14 protein-coding genes are annotated in these 14,924 nt (G+C 73.3%); 6 read left to right on the top strand and 8 right to left on the bottom strand.

What is annotated here, in order from left to right; all coding sequences use genetic code 11:
- Positions 1–111 precede the first annotated feature (111 nt).
- Complete coding sequence (locus tag ACFYXE_RS29040) at positions 112–1,755, bottom strand: alpha/beta fold hydrolase (protein ID WP_389317335.1); 1,644 nt, start codon at positions 1,753–1,755, stop codon at positions 112–114.
- Positions 1,756–2,341: 586 nt separating this feature from the next.
- Here ACFYXE_RS29040 and ACFYXE_RS29035 point away from each other — a divergent pair.
- The 5 genes from ACFYXE_RS29035 (at position 2,342) to ACFYXE_RS29015 (ending at position 8,301) form a co-directional block, all read left to right on the top strand.
- Positions 2,342–3,601, top strand: coding sequence for an MFS transporter (locus ACFYXE_RS29035; protein WP_389317332.1), 1,260 nt, complete (start codon positions 2,342–2,344; stop codon positions 3,599–3,601).
- Positions 3,598–5,403, top strand: a complete 1,806-nt coding sequence (locus ACFYXE_RS29030; RefSeq protein WP_389317329.1) for an alpha/beta hydrolase family protein — start codon at positions 3,598–3,600, stop codon at positions 5,401–5,403. The genes ACFYXE_RS29035 and ACFYXE_RS29030 overlap by 4 nt, the downstream gene beginning before the upstream one ends.
- Positions 5,404–5,447: 44 nt before the next feature.
- Positions 5,448–5,576, top strand: coding sequence for a hypothetical protein (locus ACFYXE_RS29025; protein WP_263398771.1), 129 nt, complete (start codon positions 5,448–5,450; stop codon positions 5,574–5,576).
- A 64-nt stretch (positions 5,577–5,640) separates the two neighbouring features.
- Entirely contained in the window at positions 5,641–7,578 is a 1,938-nt protein-coding gene (locus ACFYXE_RS29020; RefSeq protein ID WP_389317325.1) for a RiPP maturation radical SAM C-methyltransferase, read from the top strand.
- Between the two features lie 33 nt (positions 7,579–7,611).
- Positions 7,612–8,301 carry a DUF5825 family protein gene (locus ACFYXE_RS29015; RefSeq protein WP_389317322.1) on the top strand — a complete coding sequence of 230 codons (690 nt, stop codon included), beginning with the start codon at positions 7,612–7,614 and terminating at the stop codon, positions 8,299–8,301.
- A 194-nt stretch (positions 8,302–8,495) separates the two neighbouring features.
- Here ACFYXE_RS29015 and ACFYXE_RS29010 read toward each other — a convergent pair whose 3' ends face one another.
- Positions 8,496–9,002, bottom strand: coding sequence for a MarR family winged helix-turn-helix transcriptional regulator (locus ACFYXE_RS29010; protein ID WP_389317319.1), 507 nt, complete (start codon positions 9,000–9,002; stop codon positions 8,496–8,498).
- A 93-nt stretch (positions 9,003–9,095) separates the two neighbouring features.
- Between ACFYXE_RS29010 and ACFYXE_RS29005 the strand changes: the two genes are divergently transcribed.
- Positions 9,096–9,848 carry a dienelactone hydrolase family protein gene (locus ACFYXE_RS29005; RefSeq protein WP_389317619.1) on the top strand — a complete coding sequence of 251 codons (753 nt, stop codon included), beginning with the start codon at positions 9,096–9,098 and terminating at the stop codon, positions 9,846–9,848.
- A gap of 33 nt (positions 9,849–9,881) precedes the next feature.
- On the opposite strand, the gene ACFYXE_RS29000 is transcribed toward ACFYXE_RS29005, so the two are convergent.
- From ACFYXE_RS29000 to ACFYXE_RS28975, 6 genes are all read right to left on the bottom strand, one after another.
- Positions 9,882–10,625: an urease accessory protein UreD gene (locus tag ACFYXE_RS29000; RefSeq protein WP_389317616.1), complete on the bottom strand. Its 744-nt coding sequence runs from the start codon at positions 10,623–10,625 to the stop codon at positions 9,882–9,884.
- 74 nt (positions 10,626–10,699) lie between these two features.
- Positions 10,700–11,383 (bottom strand): urease accessory protein UreG, encoded by a 684-nt coding sequence (ureG, locus tag ACFYXE_RS28995; RefSeq protein ID WP_389317316.1) that lies wholly within the window; start codon positions 11,381–11,383, stop codon positions 10,700–10,702.
- A 166-nt stretch (positions 11,384–11,549) separates the two neighbouring features.
- Positions 11,550–12,224: an urease accessory protein UreF gene (locus ACFYXE_RS28990; protein WP_389317313.1), complete on the bottom strand. Its 675-nt coding sequence runs from the start codon at positions 12,222–12,224 to the stop codon at positions 11,550–11,552.
- A gap of 18 nt (positions 12,225–12,242) precedes the next feature.
- Positions 12,243–13,964 (bottom strand): urease subunit alpha, encoded by a 1,722-nt coding sequence (locus ACFYXE_RS28985; RefSeq protein ID WP_389317310.1) that lies wholly within the window; start codon positions 13,962–13,964, stop codon positions 12,243–12,245.
- Positions 13,957–14,268, bottom strand: coding sequence for an urease subunit beta (locus ACFYXE_RS28980; protein WP_389317613.1), 312 nt, complete (start codon positions 14,266–14,268; stop codon positions 13,957–13,959). Before ACFYXE_RS28980 ends, ACFYXE_RS28985 begins: the two co-directional genes overlap by 8 nt.
- A gap of 50 nt (positions 14,269–14,318) precedes the next feature.
- The gene (locus ACFYXE_RS28975; RefSeq protein ID WP_361181154.1) at positions 14,319–14,621 is read right to left on the bottom strand and encodes an urease subunit gamma; all 303 of its coding nucleotides are present in this window, start codon (positions 14,619–14,621) and stop codon (positions 14,319–14,321) included.
- Between the last annotated feature and the right edge of the window lie 303 nt (positions 14,622–14,924).

Below are 14,924 nucleotides of genomic sequence, written 5' to 3'. Positions count from 1 at the left end.
CGGCGTGCGACGGGCGGCACGTGCGCCCCGTGGAACATACGACGGGCCGGCCGTCACCGGAGTCCTCCCGGTGACGGCCGGCCCGTCGGCGGTGCCGCTGCCGTTCGACCGCTACGGCTTGGGGGTGGCGTGCGGTCCGCACGTCACGTCGGCGCCGCCCGTCCTGCCGGTGAGCAGGTAGGTGTCGACGCGCTCGTTGAGGCACGGGTTCACGAGGTTGGTGATGCCGTGCGAACCGGCGTCCTTCTCCGTGATCATGCGGGATCCCTTGAGGCGCTTGTGCAGTTCCACGGCGCCCGGGTACGGCGTGGCCGCGTCACGGGTGGACTGGACGATCAGCGTCTTCGGCAGGCCCTTGTGGGACCGGACCTCCAGCGGCTGCTGCTGCTTGCTCGACCAGGTCGCGCACGGCAGGTTCATCCAGGCGTTGGCCCAGGTGAGGAAGGGGTGGTCCCGGTGGATGCGGGTGTTGTCGCGGTCCCACTTCTGCCAGCTGCGCGGCCACTTGGCGTCGGCGCACTCGACGGCCGTGTACACGGCGTTGCTGTTCTCCGAGGCGATGTTGCCCGCGGTGTCGGACGGGTCGGGGCTCGCCGCCGCGGTCAGCGGCTTCGGGTCACCGGCGACGTACTTGCTCCAGTTCGTGGCGATCTCGACCCAGGAGGAGTCGTAGTACGGCGCGCTCTGGAAGTAGGCGATCAGCTCGGCCGGGCCGACCACGCCGTCCAGCGGCTGCTTCTTCACCGCGGAGCGCAGGGTGTCCCACTGTGCGCGGACCTCGCCGAGGGTGTCGCCGAGGTGGAAGGCGGCGTCGTTCTTCGCGACCCACGTCATCCAGTCGGTGAGGCGCTTCTCGAAGGCCACGTCCTGGTCGAGGTTGGCCTCGTACCAGATCTTCTCCGTGCTCGGGTTGACCACGGAGTCGAAGACCATGCGGCGCACGTGGGTCGGGAAGAGCGTGCTGTAGACCGCGCCCAGGTAGGTGCCGTAGGAGACGCCGAGGAAGTTCAGCTTCTTCTCGCCGAGCGCGGCGCGGATGACGTCCAGGTCGCGCGCCGTGTTGGGCGTCGTCATGTGCGGCAGCATGGCGCCGCTGCGCTCCTGGCAGCCGTCCGCGTACTCGGCGGCGAGCTTGCGCTGCGCGCGCTTGTCGGCCTCGCTGCCGGGGACCGGGTCCGGCTTGGGCGCCTTGACGAACTCCTGCGGGTCGACACAGGAGATGGGGGCGGAGTGGCCGACGCCGCGGGGTTCGAAGCCCACGAAGTCGTAGGCCTTGGCCGTCTTCTCCCACAGCGCGCTCTTGGTGACGACGCGGCGCGGGAAACGCAGGCCGGAGGCGCCGGGGCCGCCGGGGTTGTAGACGAGGGCGCCCTGGCGCTCGCCCTTGCCGCCGGTGTTGCCGATGCGGTCGACGGCGAGCTTGATCTTCTTGCCGTCGGGCTTGGCGTAGTCGAGCGGCACGGTGACCCAGCCGCACTGGATGGGCTTCTCCAGGCCCCAGTCGGCGGGACAGTCGCGCCAGTCGACACCGGCCTTGCCGGCGCGCTGTGCGGCGAGCGCGGCGCCGCGGGCCTCACGGTCCTTGCCGGAGCGGGCGGCGGCGTCGCCGCGGGCACCCTGCTGCGCGTCGGCGCTCGCCGACGGGGCGGCTATCGCGCCCGCCAGCAGCGTCGCCGCGACAAGAGCACCCGCGGATCCCAGCACGGCCGTCCGTCTGTTCCCTGGCGTCCTTCTCAAGTGAGGCCTCCCGCACATCGATTCGAGCAGATTCGAGCAGTACGAGGGATCCTTGCGCCTGCCGGGTCCCCGGCGACAGGAGGGGCGGACGTTCTTTACCAATCCGATAAACGGTTCGGTCGGTACCGGTGAGCGACTAGCGCGGGGGAGCCGCACGGCCGCGGGCGTCCGCTTCCGGTGGGACACCGGGCGGATGCGCGATCGGTGAAACCAACTCGCGGCGCACAGCGGCCAGTTGTCACACCGTCGTCGTCAGGAACCGGCCATCCTCACTTCCGGTTGTGCCCGCCGACGTTTGCGCCCCGGCATCCGAGGCGGATGTCCGCGTACGTAATTACCCGCCGGCGCATATCGGTGTACGTGGCACCCATGGTGTCCCTGATGTCACATCAGTCACTTGAACACCACTCGTCTCGCGCGTTCGGCCGGAACTCGAACTTCCTTTTGTGGCGGCGCCATGGTCCCGCCGCGCGCCCCGCTTCCACGCTTTTCGGTCAGTGGGTCCTGCACCTTGTAGCCGGATCCGGGCGCTGGCTACGATCCCGCTCTCGTTGCACATCGCACACATCTCTTCACAGCTACTTCATGTTCATGGGGGAATTGCGTGGAGTCGTTCGCGCAGGCAGATACGCCGGACCACAGCGGGCCCCGTCCGTCCGGGCCCACCGCTTCCGAAGGCACCTCCGCACGCGACTTCCGCCTCTTCTGGTGGGCCAACGCCGCCGACGCGCTCGGTACCCAGGCCTCCGGCGTCGTCCTCCCGCTGCTGCTCCTCGCGCTCGGCCACTCCGCGCAGACCGCCGGGCTCGTGGCCGGCCTGTCCCTGGCGGCCGGGATCCTGCTCGGTCCGCTCGCCGCCGTCCCCGCCGACCGCGGCGCCCGCAAGACGATCATGTTCTGGGCCGCCGTCGTCTCCGCGCTCGCCATGGGCTCCGTCGCCCTGGTGCTCGCCCTCGGCCACCTCACGCTCCCCCACCTCCTCGGCGCCGTGCTCGTCGAGCGGTTCGCCACCGCCACCCACGACGCCGCCTCCCGCGGCACGGTCGCCCTGATCTGCCCGCCCGGCGAGCAGCCCCGCGCCGTCGCCCGGCTCGGCGCCGCCGACCAGGGCGCGCTCATCCTCGGGCCCGCCGTCGGCGGCGTCGCCTACAGCCTGTCGCGCGCCCTCCCCTTCGTGGCCGACGCCCTCTCGTACGCCGTCGCCGCCTGCTGTGTGCGCGGCATGCGGGCCGAGCTGAAGGCCCCGGCGGAGCCCACCGGGGGCGGGTTGCTGCGCGAGGCCGCCGCGGGGCTGCACGTGGTGCGGCGCCAGCCGCTGCTCCGCCTCGTCCTGGTGTGGATCGCGCTCGTCAACGGCGTCGCGGTGGCGCTGTACTACGCCGCCGTCTTCGCCCTGGAACGCTCGGGCTCCGGCGCGCTCCCGCTGGGTGTCGTGCTCGCCGTGTCCGGCGCCGCGGGACTCGCCGGGTCGCTCGCCGCGCCCCGGGTCGCGGTGCGGGTCGGCGTCACCCGGGTCATCGTCGGCGTCACCTGGCTGCTCGTGCCGCTCACCGCGGCGCTCGCCACCGCCGCCGGGCCCTGGACGTACGGCCTGCTGCTCGGCGCGGTCTGCCTGCTGGTGCCGCTGCCCGCCGTCATCCTCCAGGCGCGCGCCCTCGGGGTGACGGAGCGCTCGCTGCAGGCGCGGGTCGGCGCGGTCCTCGCGACGGCGTCCGGCGGCACCGCCGCACTCGCCCCCGTGCTCGCCGGACTGTGCGCGGACCGCGTGGGCACCGCCGCGCCCGCGCTGGGGTGCGCCGCGCTCCTCGCCCTGCTCGCCGTGCACACCACGCGCCGGGCCGCCCTCGCGGAGGCCGCCGCATGAGCCGCTTCCAGGTCTACCGTGCCGCGCTGCCCGAGGTCTGTGCCGCCGACCCGTCCCGGATGGCGTTCACCGCCGACGCCGACGGCCGCTGCGAGGTCTACACCTGGGACACCGCCGCGCGCCGCTCCCGGCAGGTCACCGACCGGCCCGGCGGGACCCTGCACGGCGCCATCGACCGGGACGCGCGGGTCTGGTGGTTCGACGAGGACGCCCGGGGGGTCGGCCGGTGGCGCCACCAGGCCTTCACCGGCGGGCCCGACCTGCCCGGTCTCACCGGTGTGCCGGACGGCACCGCGCGCGGTCTCGCCGTCATCGGCGGGCCCATCGCCACGATCGGCGTCGGCCTGGACGACAGCACCACGTTCCGCATCGGCGTGCGCGGCGGCCCCGGGCGCGAGGTGACGCGCGTCGACGGCCCCGCCTCCCTCGCCGGACTCGCCCCGGGCGGCGACCTGCTCGCCCTCACCCGCACAGCCGACTCCCCCGCCGCGGTCACCGTCCTGACCCCCTCGGGCGCCGTCGCCGCGGTCCTGCCCGGCGACGGCGCGCACGGCAGGCTGTGGGCCCTCGGCTTCGCACCCGCGGGCCCGGACGCCACGCTCCTGCTCGTCCGCGAGCGCGAGGACCGCTACCTGCTGGCCACCTGGTCCCCCGCGACCGGCACCGTCACCCACGACTGGTGCGCCTTCGACACCCAGATCACCGCCCGCTGGTACCCGGACGGCCGCTCCGTCCTGGTCCGCCAGGAGCGCCACGGCCGGTCCCTGCTGCACCGCGCCCACCTCGCGGGCCGCAGCCTCGCTCCCGTGCCCACCCCGCCCGGCACGCTCCTGGACGCGGCCCCGCGTCCCGGCGGCGACCTGCACACCCTCTGGACCGACAGCACGCACCCGCCGGTGATGGCGTCGAGCGCCGGCACCCCGCTGCCACCGCTCGGCACCGTCGCGGGCCGTGTCCCGGGCACCGTGCGGGACATCCGCACGCCCGGCCCCGACGGCCTCGTGCACACGCTGCTGAGCCTGCCCGAGGGCGGCACGGGCCCCCATCCCGCCGTGTTCCTCGTGCACGGCGGCCCCGCCGACCACGACCGGGACGCCTACGACGGCACCGTGCACTCGCTCGTCGCCTCCGGCTTCGCCGTCGCCCGGGTCAACTACCGCGGGTCCACGGGTTACGGACCCCACTGGCAGGGCGCGTTCGGCGAGGGCGTCGGTCATACCCAGGTCGCCGACCTCGCCGCCGTCCACGCCGACCTCACCGCGCGCGGCCTGATCCGCCCGGACGCGACCGGCCTGTGGGGCACCTCGTGGGGCGGCTACCTCGTGCTGCTCGCCCTCGGCACGCGGCCCGGCCTGTGGCGGGCGGGCGTCGCCGTGAAGCCCGTCGCCGACTACGCCGCCGCCCACGCCGCGGGCACCGGGGCCCTGCGCGCCCTGGACGAGCGGCTGTTCGGCGGCACGCCCGCGCAGGTGCCCGCGCGCTACGCGCACAGCTCCCCGATCCGGTACGCCGCCCGCGTACGGGATCCGCTCCTGCTCGTCGCCGCCACGCACGACACCAAGTGCCCGGCCGAGCAGGTCCGTTCCTACCTCACCGCCCTCGAAACGGCCGGCGCCCGGCACGAGTCCCTGTGGCTGGACTCCGGGCACGACGGCTACGACGGCGGCGACCACCTGGCCGTACTGCGCCGCGCGGTGCTCTTCCTCGACCGGGAGCTGCGCCCACCCAGACGCCCCACTCCGACGGGTTCCCCGCCGGGAGAGGGGTCGGCACCACCGCACCGTACAGCACTGAACCGCTGACTCACCGAATCGGCGGATCACTCAGCATCCGAGAGGAGAGAGCCATGCAGAAGGACGTCATTCACAACGACCCGCTCGCGGAGGACGAGACGAACCGTAAGCCGAGTGTCGGCATCACGGTCACCGTCCCGTTCCGCAACGCCGAAGACGGCGAAGACACCGTCGAGGACTGATCTCCACCGGCCGGCCCCCGGGCACGTCCCGGGGGCCGGCCGGCCCACACCCCGAGGAGCGCCCGTGCGCGTACTGCTGGTCAACATGCCCTGGTCGCCCATCGACCTCCCGTCGCTCGCCCTGGGCATCCTCAAACGGAGCGTCGACGAGCGCGTCCCCGGCGCGAGCGCCGAGGTGCTGCACGCCAACCTCGCCTTCACCGATTGGATCACCGAGCGCACCGAGTTCACCGGTGACGACTACGAGTACTACGCGCTCTCCTCGTACTTCATGGGCTGTGGCGACTGGGTCTTCTCCTCCGCCCTGTACGACGATCCCCAGTGGCGGGACGAGGAGTTCACCGCCTCGATGGCCGGCAAGCTGAAGGCCTCGCGGATGAAGATGACCCGTGAACTGCACCGCATCGTCCCCGAGTTCGTCGAGATGATCGCCCGTCAGGTCGTGGCGAGCGAGCCGGACGTCGTCGGCTTCACCTCCACCTTCCAGCAGAACACCGCCGCGCTCGCCTGCGCCCGCCGCGTCAAGCAGCTGGCCCCGCACCTGGTGACCGTCATGGGCGGCGCCAACTGCGACGGCGAGCAGGGCGCCGCCGTGCACCGCAACTTCCCCTTCGTCGACCACGTCGTACGCGGCGAGGGCGAGGCCGCCTTCCCCGCGCTGCTGACCGCGCTCACCGAGAAGACCCCGCTCGACGGCATCCCGGGGCTCTGCCACCGCGACGCCGCGGGCAGCAGCGTCGCGAACCCCATGGCCACCCGGCCGCTGCCGCCCGCCACGATCCTGCCGCCCGACTACAGCGGCTACTTCGAACGCCTCGGCGCTTCCGTCGCCCGCAACTGGGTGGAGCCCAAGCTCGTCGTCGAGGGCGCACGCGGCTGCTGGTGGGGCGAGAAGCACCACTGCACCTTCTGCGGGCTCAACGGCTCGTTCATGGAGTTCCGTTCCAAGAGCCCGGACACCTTCTACGAAGAGATCATGGATCTGGCCCGCCGCCACCGGGTCCTGGACATGTACGTCGTCGACAACATCCTCGACATGCGCTATCTGACCACCGTGCTGCCCCGCATCATCGACAGCGGCTACGACCTGCGCCTGCACATCGAGATCAAGGCCAACATGAAGCGCAGCCAGCTGCGCACCCTCGCCGACGCGGGACTGATCTACGTCCAGCCCGGCATCGAGAGCCTCAACAGCCGGGTCCTGGACCTGATGGACAAGGGCGTGAGCGGCTGCCAGAACGTCCGGATGCTGCGCGACGGCGCCGAGACCGGACTCTCCGTGGCCTGGAACTACCTGCACGGGTTCCCCGGGGAGAGCGCGGAGGACTACGACCCCGTGATCGCGCAGATCCCGGCCCTGGAACACCTCGACCCGCCGGTCGACCTCTCGGCCCGTATCGCCATCGAGCGCTTCAGCCCCTACTTCGAGCGCCCCGAACTCGGCTTCACCGGCCTGCGCCCCGAGGAGCACTACCGCTTCACCTACGACCTGCCCGAGGAGGAGCTGTACGGCATGGCGTACGTCTTCGAGGCCCCGGCGCGCGGCATCGAGGAGCCCACGGTGAAGGCCCTCAACTCGGCCCTCGCCGACTGGCGCAAACACCACACGGACGCCCGGCTCACCCATGACGACCACGGCGACCGCATCGTGCTCGTCAGCCGTCGGCGCACCTTCTCCTGGCGCGCGATGGAGCTGACCGACCCGTTCGAGCTGGCCGTCTTCCGCCTCCTCGACCAGCCGCACAGCGTCCAGGCCCTGCTGCGGAAGGCCACCGCGAAGGTCTCCGACGCGGCCGTCGGCGAGGCCGGGGTCCAGGAGCTCCTCGACTCCTGGCTCGCCCTCGGCATCGTCTTCTCCGACGCGGGCCAGTACGTCCACATCGCTCCGGCCGCGGTCAACGAGGACCTGCTCCGCCTCGACTTCATGCGACACATCCACGCGGAGGAGGCCGCCCCCGCGTCCGTGGCGACGGAGGGTTCCGGCGTCCGTGAACCGGCCTGACCCACCCGATCCCGTCCGACCCGGAGGAGCAAGATGACCGCCACCCTGGCCACGCCGACACTTCTGGCCTGGCGTGACTACGACCCCGCCGCGTGCGCGCTGCCCGGCATGTTCCTGGGCGAGGTGCCCCTGCCGGGGCCGCCCCGGGGCCAGGCCGAGCGGCTGTGGCAGCTCGGCGCGCGGCGGGTGCGGCTGCCCGCTCCCGTCGACCTCACCCCCGCCGCGGAACCGGAAGCCGCGGTGCACGGGCTCGGCCTCGTCCGGGACCTGACCGCGCGGGCCGTCATGGTGGAGTGGGAACTGCGGCTGGCGCCGGACGCGGTGGACAGCTGGCGCATGCTCAGCCACCTCCAGCCGCCCGCCGCGCTCCTGGTCGCGGCCGAGGGGCGGGACGCGGCCGACGGCGAGGGCCCGTCCCCCGCCGAGCAGGCGCTGAACACCTGGCGACGCGGCCACTATCTGTGCAAGTGCCTGTGGCGCAAGGGGCCGGGCTTCATCCAGATCCGTGACCGCCGCTGGGGCGAACTGCGCCGCTTCACCGCCGACGAGCCGGAGTACGAGGCGGCCATCGACCGGCTCGACCACGGCGCCCTCGCCGACACCGTCCCGAAGGCCGTCCTGGAGGACTTCCGCAGCGAACAGCTCGTCCTGGACATCGGCCCGTACGCCTGGTGGCTCCCGTACCGGGTCAGCCGCTGGCTGCAGCAGTCGATCGCGATCTGAGGACGGCCCCGCAAGGGGCCGGACGACGGGGCACGGCCGCCACCGGGCCGCGCCTCCGTCGGCCGTGCCGCCATCCGACCCCCGTTCGCCCCCGCCGCGTCACGCCGCACCGACGCCCCCTCCCCGGTAGGCCGTCCGCAGCCGGCCGATGTCGACGGCGTCCTCCCTCCGGCGGGGGCGGCCGGGTACCCCGTTCAGGGGCCGGGCCGCTCCGCGTGGTGGTCCAGGAGACGGTTCAGCAGGGTGACCAGCTGGGCGCGCTCCGCCGGGGTCAGGGGCGCGAGCAAGGTGTCGTGGAGGGTGTCCAGGATCTCGTCCAGGCGGCGCAGCCTGCGGCGGCCCCCTGCGGAGATCGTGATGATGTTGCGGCGCTGGTCGACGGGGTCGGGGGCCCGGTCGACGAGGCCCTGCCCGGTCAGTTCGCCGACCACGCCGACCATGTCGCTGCGGTGGATGCCGGTGCGCCGGCTCAGGGCCGCCTGACTGGCCGGGCCGAAGTCCTGCAGCGAGGCGAGCACGGCGTAGTGCCACGTGCGGGCGTCGGCCTCCGCGAGCCCCTCGTTGACCAAACGGTCCGACCGGACGGCCAGTTGTGACAGGAGTCTGCTCGCCCGTCGGCGGAGCCGGTCGGGCGTCCGTGGTCCGTCGTCGCCGGGCGGGCCCGCGGCTGCGCCTCCGGTCACGGCACCGATCCTCTCCATTGCGTTGGTCCCCCCAACGCTATACGTTCGCCTGCGCCCATGTCGTTGGTGTGACCAACGCCGAGGGCGCGACCTCGGAGAGGAAGATCCGCCATTCCCACCCAGCACCTGCAGATACCCACCCCCGACGGCCTGGCCGACGCCTTCGCCGCTTTCCCGGACGGCGGCGGCCGCCACCCGGGGGTGTTGTTGTACTCGGACGCTTTCGGGCTGCGGCCCGCCGTGCGGGCGATGGCCCGCGAACTGGCCGGGCACGGTTACTACGTGCTCGTCCCCCACCTCTACTACCGGCACGGTCCGGCACCCGTGATCGAGCTCCCGGAGTTCATCGGCGAGGCCGAACGGCCCGCCGTGTTCGACGCGTTGATGCCGCTGCTCACGGGACACGTCGGCACGGATCGTGCGGCGCGCGACGCCGCGGCCTACCTCGCGTTCCTCGGCGCGCGGCCCGAGGTCGGCCCCGGGCCGTTCGGCGTGACCGGGTACTGCATCGGCGCGCTCCTGGCGCTGCGCACCGCGGCGGCCCACCCCGACCGCGTGGCCGCCGTCGCCGGGTTCCACCCCGCCTTCGTGGTGACCGACGCGCCCGACAGTCCGCACCGCGTGGTGCCCGGGCTCGCCGCCGAGGTCCATCTGGGCCTCGCCGAGGGCGACATGTCGCCGGAGATCGTGCGCGAGCTCGGCCCGGCCCTGGGCGAACCGGGCCCCGGCGCCACCTACGAGGTCTACCCCGACACCCGCCACGGCTTCACCATGGCCGACACCGACGCCTTCAGCGCCTCGGGGTCGCGGCGGCACTGGGACCGTCTGGTCCCGCTGCTCCGCCGCACGCTGACCGGCGGCTGAGCCCCTCGGGCCCGGGCGAGGGGCGGCGCGGCGTCAGCCGAGCCTCCGCTGCGCCTCGTCCATGGCCCTGCGGACCAGCAGGGCGTCCGGCGCGACGGCGGTGACCAGGACCGCGGGACCGGCCAGGGGGGCGAGCGCCGCCCACTCACCGAGGAGTCCCGGCTGCGGCTTGGCCCGGGCGAACTCCGGGCGCACGACGACCAGTTGTCCCACCGCGCGGTGGCCGCCGAGGACCGCGGGGCCGTCCCAGCCGCCGGGGGCGCCGGGCCCGCAGGACAGCTCCTGGTCGATCAGGACCTGGCCCGCGCGGCGCACGGTGAGGCGGCTCGCGAGGTGGCCGGGCGCTTCGTCCGTGCGGCCGAGCACCTGCTCCTCGCGCAGCACCAGCCGGGCCTCGGCGGCCAGGTCGGCGCGCGTGGTCACCCGCAGGTCGCTGTCGCGCACGGAGATCAGCTGTTCCGGCAGCCAGTGCAGTTCGGCACCGTCGGCGACGGTGAGCCGTACGTCGTAGCGGGCCGTCCGCTCGGTCTGGCCCGGCAGCGCGATCGTGGCCGCCGCCGAGTCGACGTGCAGTCTCGCGCCCTCGTGGGCGGTGGCCTCGACGGTGAGGTGGTCGCCGCCGAGGGGGCCGCTCATCGCGCCGACGAGCGTCACCCGGGCCGCGGGGCCGCTGGAACGGGTGCGGCGCAGGGCGAGCGGGCCCTCGCCGTCGAGGACGGGCAGGGCCGTGCCGCCCCGGCCGTCGGCCCGCGCCCCGATCCGGGCGGTGGCACGGATGCCCGCCCCGCCGACGCGCGGGGCGGCCCACTGGGCGCGGTGCGGCGCGGCGGCGGGCGCCGCCAGGTCGACCGTCACGCCGACGCGGTCCACGCGGCGTACTGCGCGCGCACCCAGGCGGCGACGGGCCCGACGCCTTCGGCCGACCGCAGCGACTGGAAGGCCACCGGCAGTTCGGCGCGCTGCGCCTTGGCGTCGGCGGCCATGCGGGCGAGGTCGGACCCGACGTGCGGGGCGAGGTCGGTCTTGTTGACGACCAGCAGGTCGGCGCTGGAGACGCCGGGGCCGCCCTTGCGCGGGATGTCGTCGCCGCCCGCGACGTCGATGACGAAGATCTGGGCGTCGACGAGCCCCTTGGAGAACGTCGCCGTCAGGTTGTCGCCGCCGGACTCGACGAGGATCAGGTCGAGCGGGCCGACCTCGTCCTCCAGGTCCTCGACGGCCTCCAGGTTGGCGGAGATGTCGTCGCGGATCGCGGTGTGCGGGCAGGCGCCGGTCTCCACGGCGGTGATGCGCTCGGGCGGCAGGACGGCCTCGCGCAGCAGGAACTCGGCGTCCTCGCGGGTGTAGATGTCGTTGGTGACGACGGCGAGGGAGAGCTGGTCGCGCAGCTCGCGGCAGAGCGCCGCGACCGTCGCGGTCTTGCCGGAGCCGACCGGGCCGCCGAGACCGATGCGCAGTGCGCGGCGGGTGCCGTCGGGGCGGTGGGCGTCGGCGCTGACGGCGGCGGGTCCGTCGTGGGAGTGGTCGAGGTGCATGAGTCGGCTCCAATGGTTCGGCCGGTCCGGTGCGGCCCGCCCCCGTGGTCGGGGGCGGGGGCGTGCGGGCCGGGGGTGTGGGGCGGGGAACCCGTGGGGGACGGGGTCGGGCGGGGCGCGTCGGGAGGCCGGGTCCGGGTGCGTCGGACCGCGCGGACGGCGTGCGTCACGACGCGAAGAGACGTACCGGCCAGGCCGCGTGCGCCTCGGCGCTGATCTCCAGGAGCGGCGCCGAGGCCGCGGGCAGCGCGTCGACCCCCTCGTCGACGGCGCGTCTCGCCGCGTCGGCGGCGCGCAGGACGACCTGGTCGACGTCGGGGGCGAGCCGGGCCAGGACCGCCGTGGCGTCGAAGGGGTCGAGGCTGAGCAGCCGTACGGTGGCGGTCGCGGGGCCGCTGATCCCTTCGTACGCCGAGCAGTACGCGGCGTCGTCGGGCCCGAGTCCCGCCTCGCGGGCGGCGAGTCCGAGGACGACGGGCTGGTGGGCGCCCTTGGGGAACTGCCGGGCCAGTGCGTCGAGTTCGGGGTGCGGCCAGGTGGCGCGGGCCGCCCGCATCATCTGCCGGCCGAGTCGCCGCGCGGCGGCGCGCAGGGCCGGCGAGGGCGTGCGGGCGTCCGCGGCGGCGTCCAGGGCCACCGGATCGATGCCGAGTACCGCGGCCGCGGCGAGCGCGGCCGAGACGAGCCCGGAGGTGTGCAGCCGACCTCGGCAGAAGGCCTCCAGGCTCGCGGCGCCGGTGACGCGGCCCGCCTTGACGGCCGCCTCGGCCCCGCCGGAGTGGGCGTGCCCACCGGCGGGGAAGCGGCCGTCGGCCAGGACGAGAAGCGCTGCTCGGGACATGGATCGTCGCCCTGGCCGTCAGAAGAGGAAATACCGCTGCGCGAGCGGCAGTTCGGCGGCGGGCGACGGCTCGACGAGCTCGCCGTCGATGGTGACGGCGAAGCTGTCGGGCGCGACCTCGACCCGGGGCAGCGCGTCGTTCTCGCGCATGTCGGCCTTGCTGCGGCCACGCGTGGAACGGATCGCGGTGAACGCCTTGTCGAGGCCGAGCCGCTCGGGCAGCTGGTCGTCGAGTGCCGACTGCGTCACGAAGTTGAGCGAGTTCAGCGCCGGGGCCCTGCCGTGCGCCCCGTACATGCGACGGGGCAGCACGGGCTGCGGGGTCGGGATGGAGGCGTTGGCGTCGCCCATCTGCGCGTAGGCGATCTGTCCGCCCTTGAGGACGACCAGCGGCTTGACGCCGAAGAACGCCGGGTCCCAGAGGACGAGGTCGGCGAGCTTGCCGGGCTCGACGGAGCCGAGCTCGTGGTCGATGCCCTGGGCGACGGCCGCGTTGATCGTGTACTTGGCGACATAGCGACGTGCGCGGTGGTTGTCGGCGCGGACGTCGCCCGGCAGGAAGCCGCGGCGGCGCTTCATCACGTGTGCGGTCTGCCAGGTCCGCATGACGACCTCGCCGATGCGCCCCATCGCCTGGGAGTCCGACGACATGATCGAGATGGCGCCGAGGTCGTGCAGGATGTCCTCCGCCCCGATGGTGGTGGGCCGGATGCGGGACTCCGCGAAGGCGAGGTCCTCGGGGACGGCCGGGTTGAGGTGGTGACAGACCATCAGCATGTCGAGGTGCTCCTCGACGGTGTTGACGGTGTGCGGCCGGGTCGGGTTGGTGGAGCTCGGCAGCATGTTGGGCAGCGAGACGGCCGTGATCATGTCGGGGGCGTGGCCGCCGCCCGCTCCCTCGACGTGGAAGGCGTGCAGTGTGCGGCCCGCGACCGCGTCGAAGGTGGCGTCGATGAAGCCCGCCTCGTTCAACGTGTCGGTGTGCACGGCGAGTTGCGCGCCGGTCTCCTCGCACACGTTCAGGCAGGCGTCGATGGTGGCGGGCGTCGCGCCCCAGTCCTCGTGGATCTTGAAGCTGACCGCGCCGGCCCGCAGCTGGGCGTGCATGGACTCGGCGTTGACGGTGTTGCCCTTGCCGAGGAAGCCGATGTTGACGGGGCTCGACTCCAGCGCCGCGAACATCCGGGCCAGGTGCCAGGCGCCGGGCGTGACGGTGGTCGCCTTGCTGCCCTCGGCGGGCCCGGTGCCGCCGCCGAAGAGCGTGGTCACCCCGGAGGCCAGCGCCTCGTCGACGATGGTCGGCGAGATGAAGTGGATGTGGGTGTCGATGCCGCCGGCGGTGACGATCTTCCCGTTGCCGGAGATGACCTCGGTCTCGGGGCCGATCACGAGGTCGGGGTGGACGCCGTCCATCGTGTCGGGGTTGCCGGACTTGCCGATACCGGCGATCCGGCCGTCACGGAGGCCGATGTCGGCCTTGACGATCCCCCAGTGGTCGATGATCACCGCGCCGGTGATGACGGTGTCCGGGGCGCCTTCGGCGCGGGTCGTGCGGGACTGGCCCATCGACTCGCGGATGACCTTGCCGCCGCCGAACACCGACTCGTCGCCGGAGAGCCCGGGGCCGCCCGAGCGGTCCTCCTCGATCTCGATGAGCAGGTCGGTGTCGGCGAGCCGGATGCGGTCGCCGGTCGTGGGGCCGAACAGGTCGGCGTACGCGGCTCGGGACAGCTCAGGCATCGAGGGCACCTCCGGTCTCGCCGCGCAGGCCGGGCACGACGCGCCAGCCGGCCAGCGGGACGAGTTCGACGTCGACGGGGATTCCGGGCTCGAAGCGCACGGCGGTTCCCGCGGCGACGTTGAGCCGCTTTCCGTGCGCGGCGCCGCGGTCGAAGTCCAGACCCGGGTTGGCCTCGGCGAAGTGGTAGTGGGAGCCGACCTGGACGGGGCGGTCGGCGGCATTGAGGACGGTGAGGCGGGTGACCTCGCGGCCTTCGTTGAAGGGGACGGGCTCGGCCGCGAAGAGGATCTCTCCGGGGACCATTCCCTGGCCCGTGCCGTGCGGTGCGGCATGCATGAGGACGCGAACTCCCGTCAGACGATCGGCTCGTGGACGGTGACGAGCTTGGTGCCGTCCGGGAAGGTGGCCTCGACCTGGACGTCGTGGATCATTTCCGGGATGCCCTCCATGACGTCGTCACGGGTGAGCACCTTGCGCCCGGAGGACATGAGTTCGGCGACGGTGCGGCCGTCGCGGGCGCCTTCGAGGATGTGCGACGTGATGAGGGCGATCGACTCGGGATGGTTGAGCAGGAGCCCCCGCGCCCTTCGCTTCTCGGCCACGTCCGCCGCCACATGGATGAGCAGTCTCTCCTGCTCGTGCGGGGTCAGTTGCACGCGTCCCACCTCACAGTCCTCGCTCCGAACCGTGCGGGGTCCGGTTGCCGCGGCCACCGCGACGGATATAGATGTAACACACAGGAATTGCGCACGATCTTGCGCACCCCGGTAAGAAAATCCGCTGGTGGCGTGGCACGGGAGGGTAGTTGGGAGGAGTTTCAACGAGGTTAACCAGTCGTTGACCACCCCATGACCAAGACCAGGGCTGGTCCATACCCATGACCGCCCAGGACGCCTCGCTCGACGTCTCGGCAAATTTTTCGCCGCGCGGATACCGCACGGACGAAGCGGACACGGCAC

Source organism: Streptomyces sp. NPDC002564, assembly GCF_042889645.1.
In the GTDB taxonomy this organism is placed as follows: Bacteria; Actinomycetota; Actinomycetes; order Streptomycetales; family Streptomycetaceae; genus Streptomyces.
Note: the sequence above shows the minus strand (reverse complement) of the source record. Positions and strands in the feature narration are given on the sequence as shown.

Bases quoted from the DNA above. Each gene is read 5' to 3' on its own strand.
- ACFYXE_RS29040 (WP_389317335.1), bottom strand. From the start codon at position 1,755: ATGTGCGGGAGGCCTCACTTGAGAAGGACGCCAGGGAACAGACGGACG.
- ACFYXE_RS29030 (WP_389317329.1), top strand. From the start codon at position 3,598: ATGAGCCGCTTCCAGGTCTACCGTGCCGCGCTGCCCGAGGTCTGTGCC.
- ACFYXE_RS29025 (WP_263398771.1), top strand. From the start codon at position 5,448: ATGCAGAAGGACGTCATTCACAACGACCCGCTCGCGGAGGACGAGACG.
- ACFYXE_RS29015 (WP_389317322.1), top strand. From the start codon at position 7,612: ATGACCGCCACCCTGGCCACGCCGACACTTCTGGCCTGGCGTGACTAC.
- ACFYXE_RS29010 (WP_389317319.1), bottom strand. From the start codon at position 9,002: ATGGAGAGGATCGGTGCCGTGACCGGAGGCGCAGCCGCGGGCCCGCCC.
- ureG (WP_389317316.1), bottom strand. From the start codon at position 11,383: ATGCACCTCGACCACTCCCACGACGGACCCGCCGCCGTCAGCGCCGAC.
- ACFYXE_RS28990 (WP_389317313.1), bottom strand. From the start codon at position 12,224: ATGTCCCGAGCAGCGCTTCTCGTCCTGGCCGACGGCCGCTTCCCCGCC.
- ACFYXE_RS28985 (WP_389317310.1), bottom strand. From the start codon at position 13,964: ATGCCTGAGCTGTCCCGAGCCGCGTACGCCGACCTGTTCGGCCCCACG.
- ACFYXE_RS28980 (WP_389317613.1), bottom strand. From the start codon at position 14,268: ATGGTCCCCGGAGAGATCCTCTTCGCGGCCGAGCCCGTCCCCTTCAAC.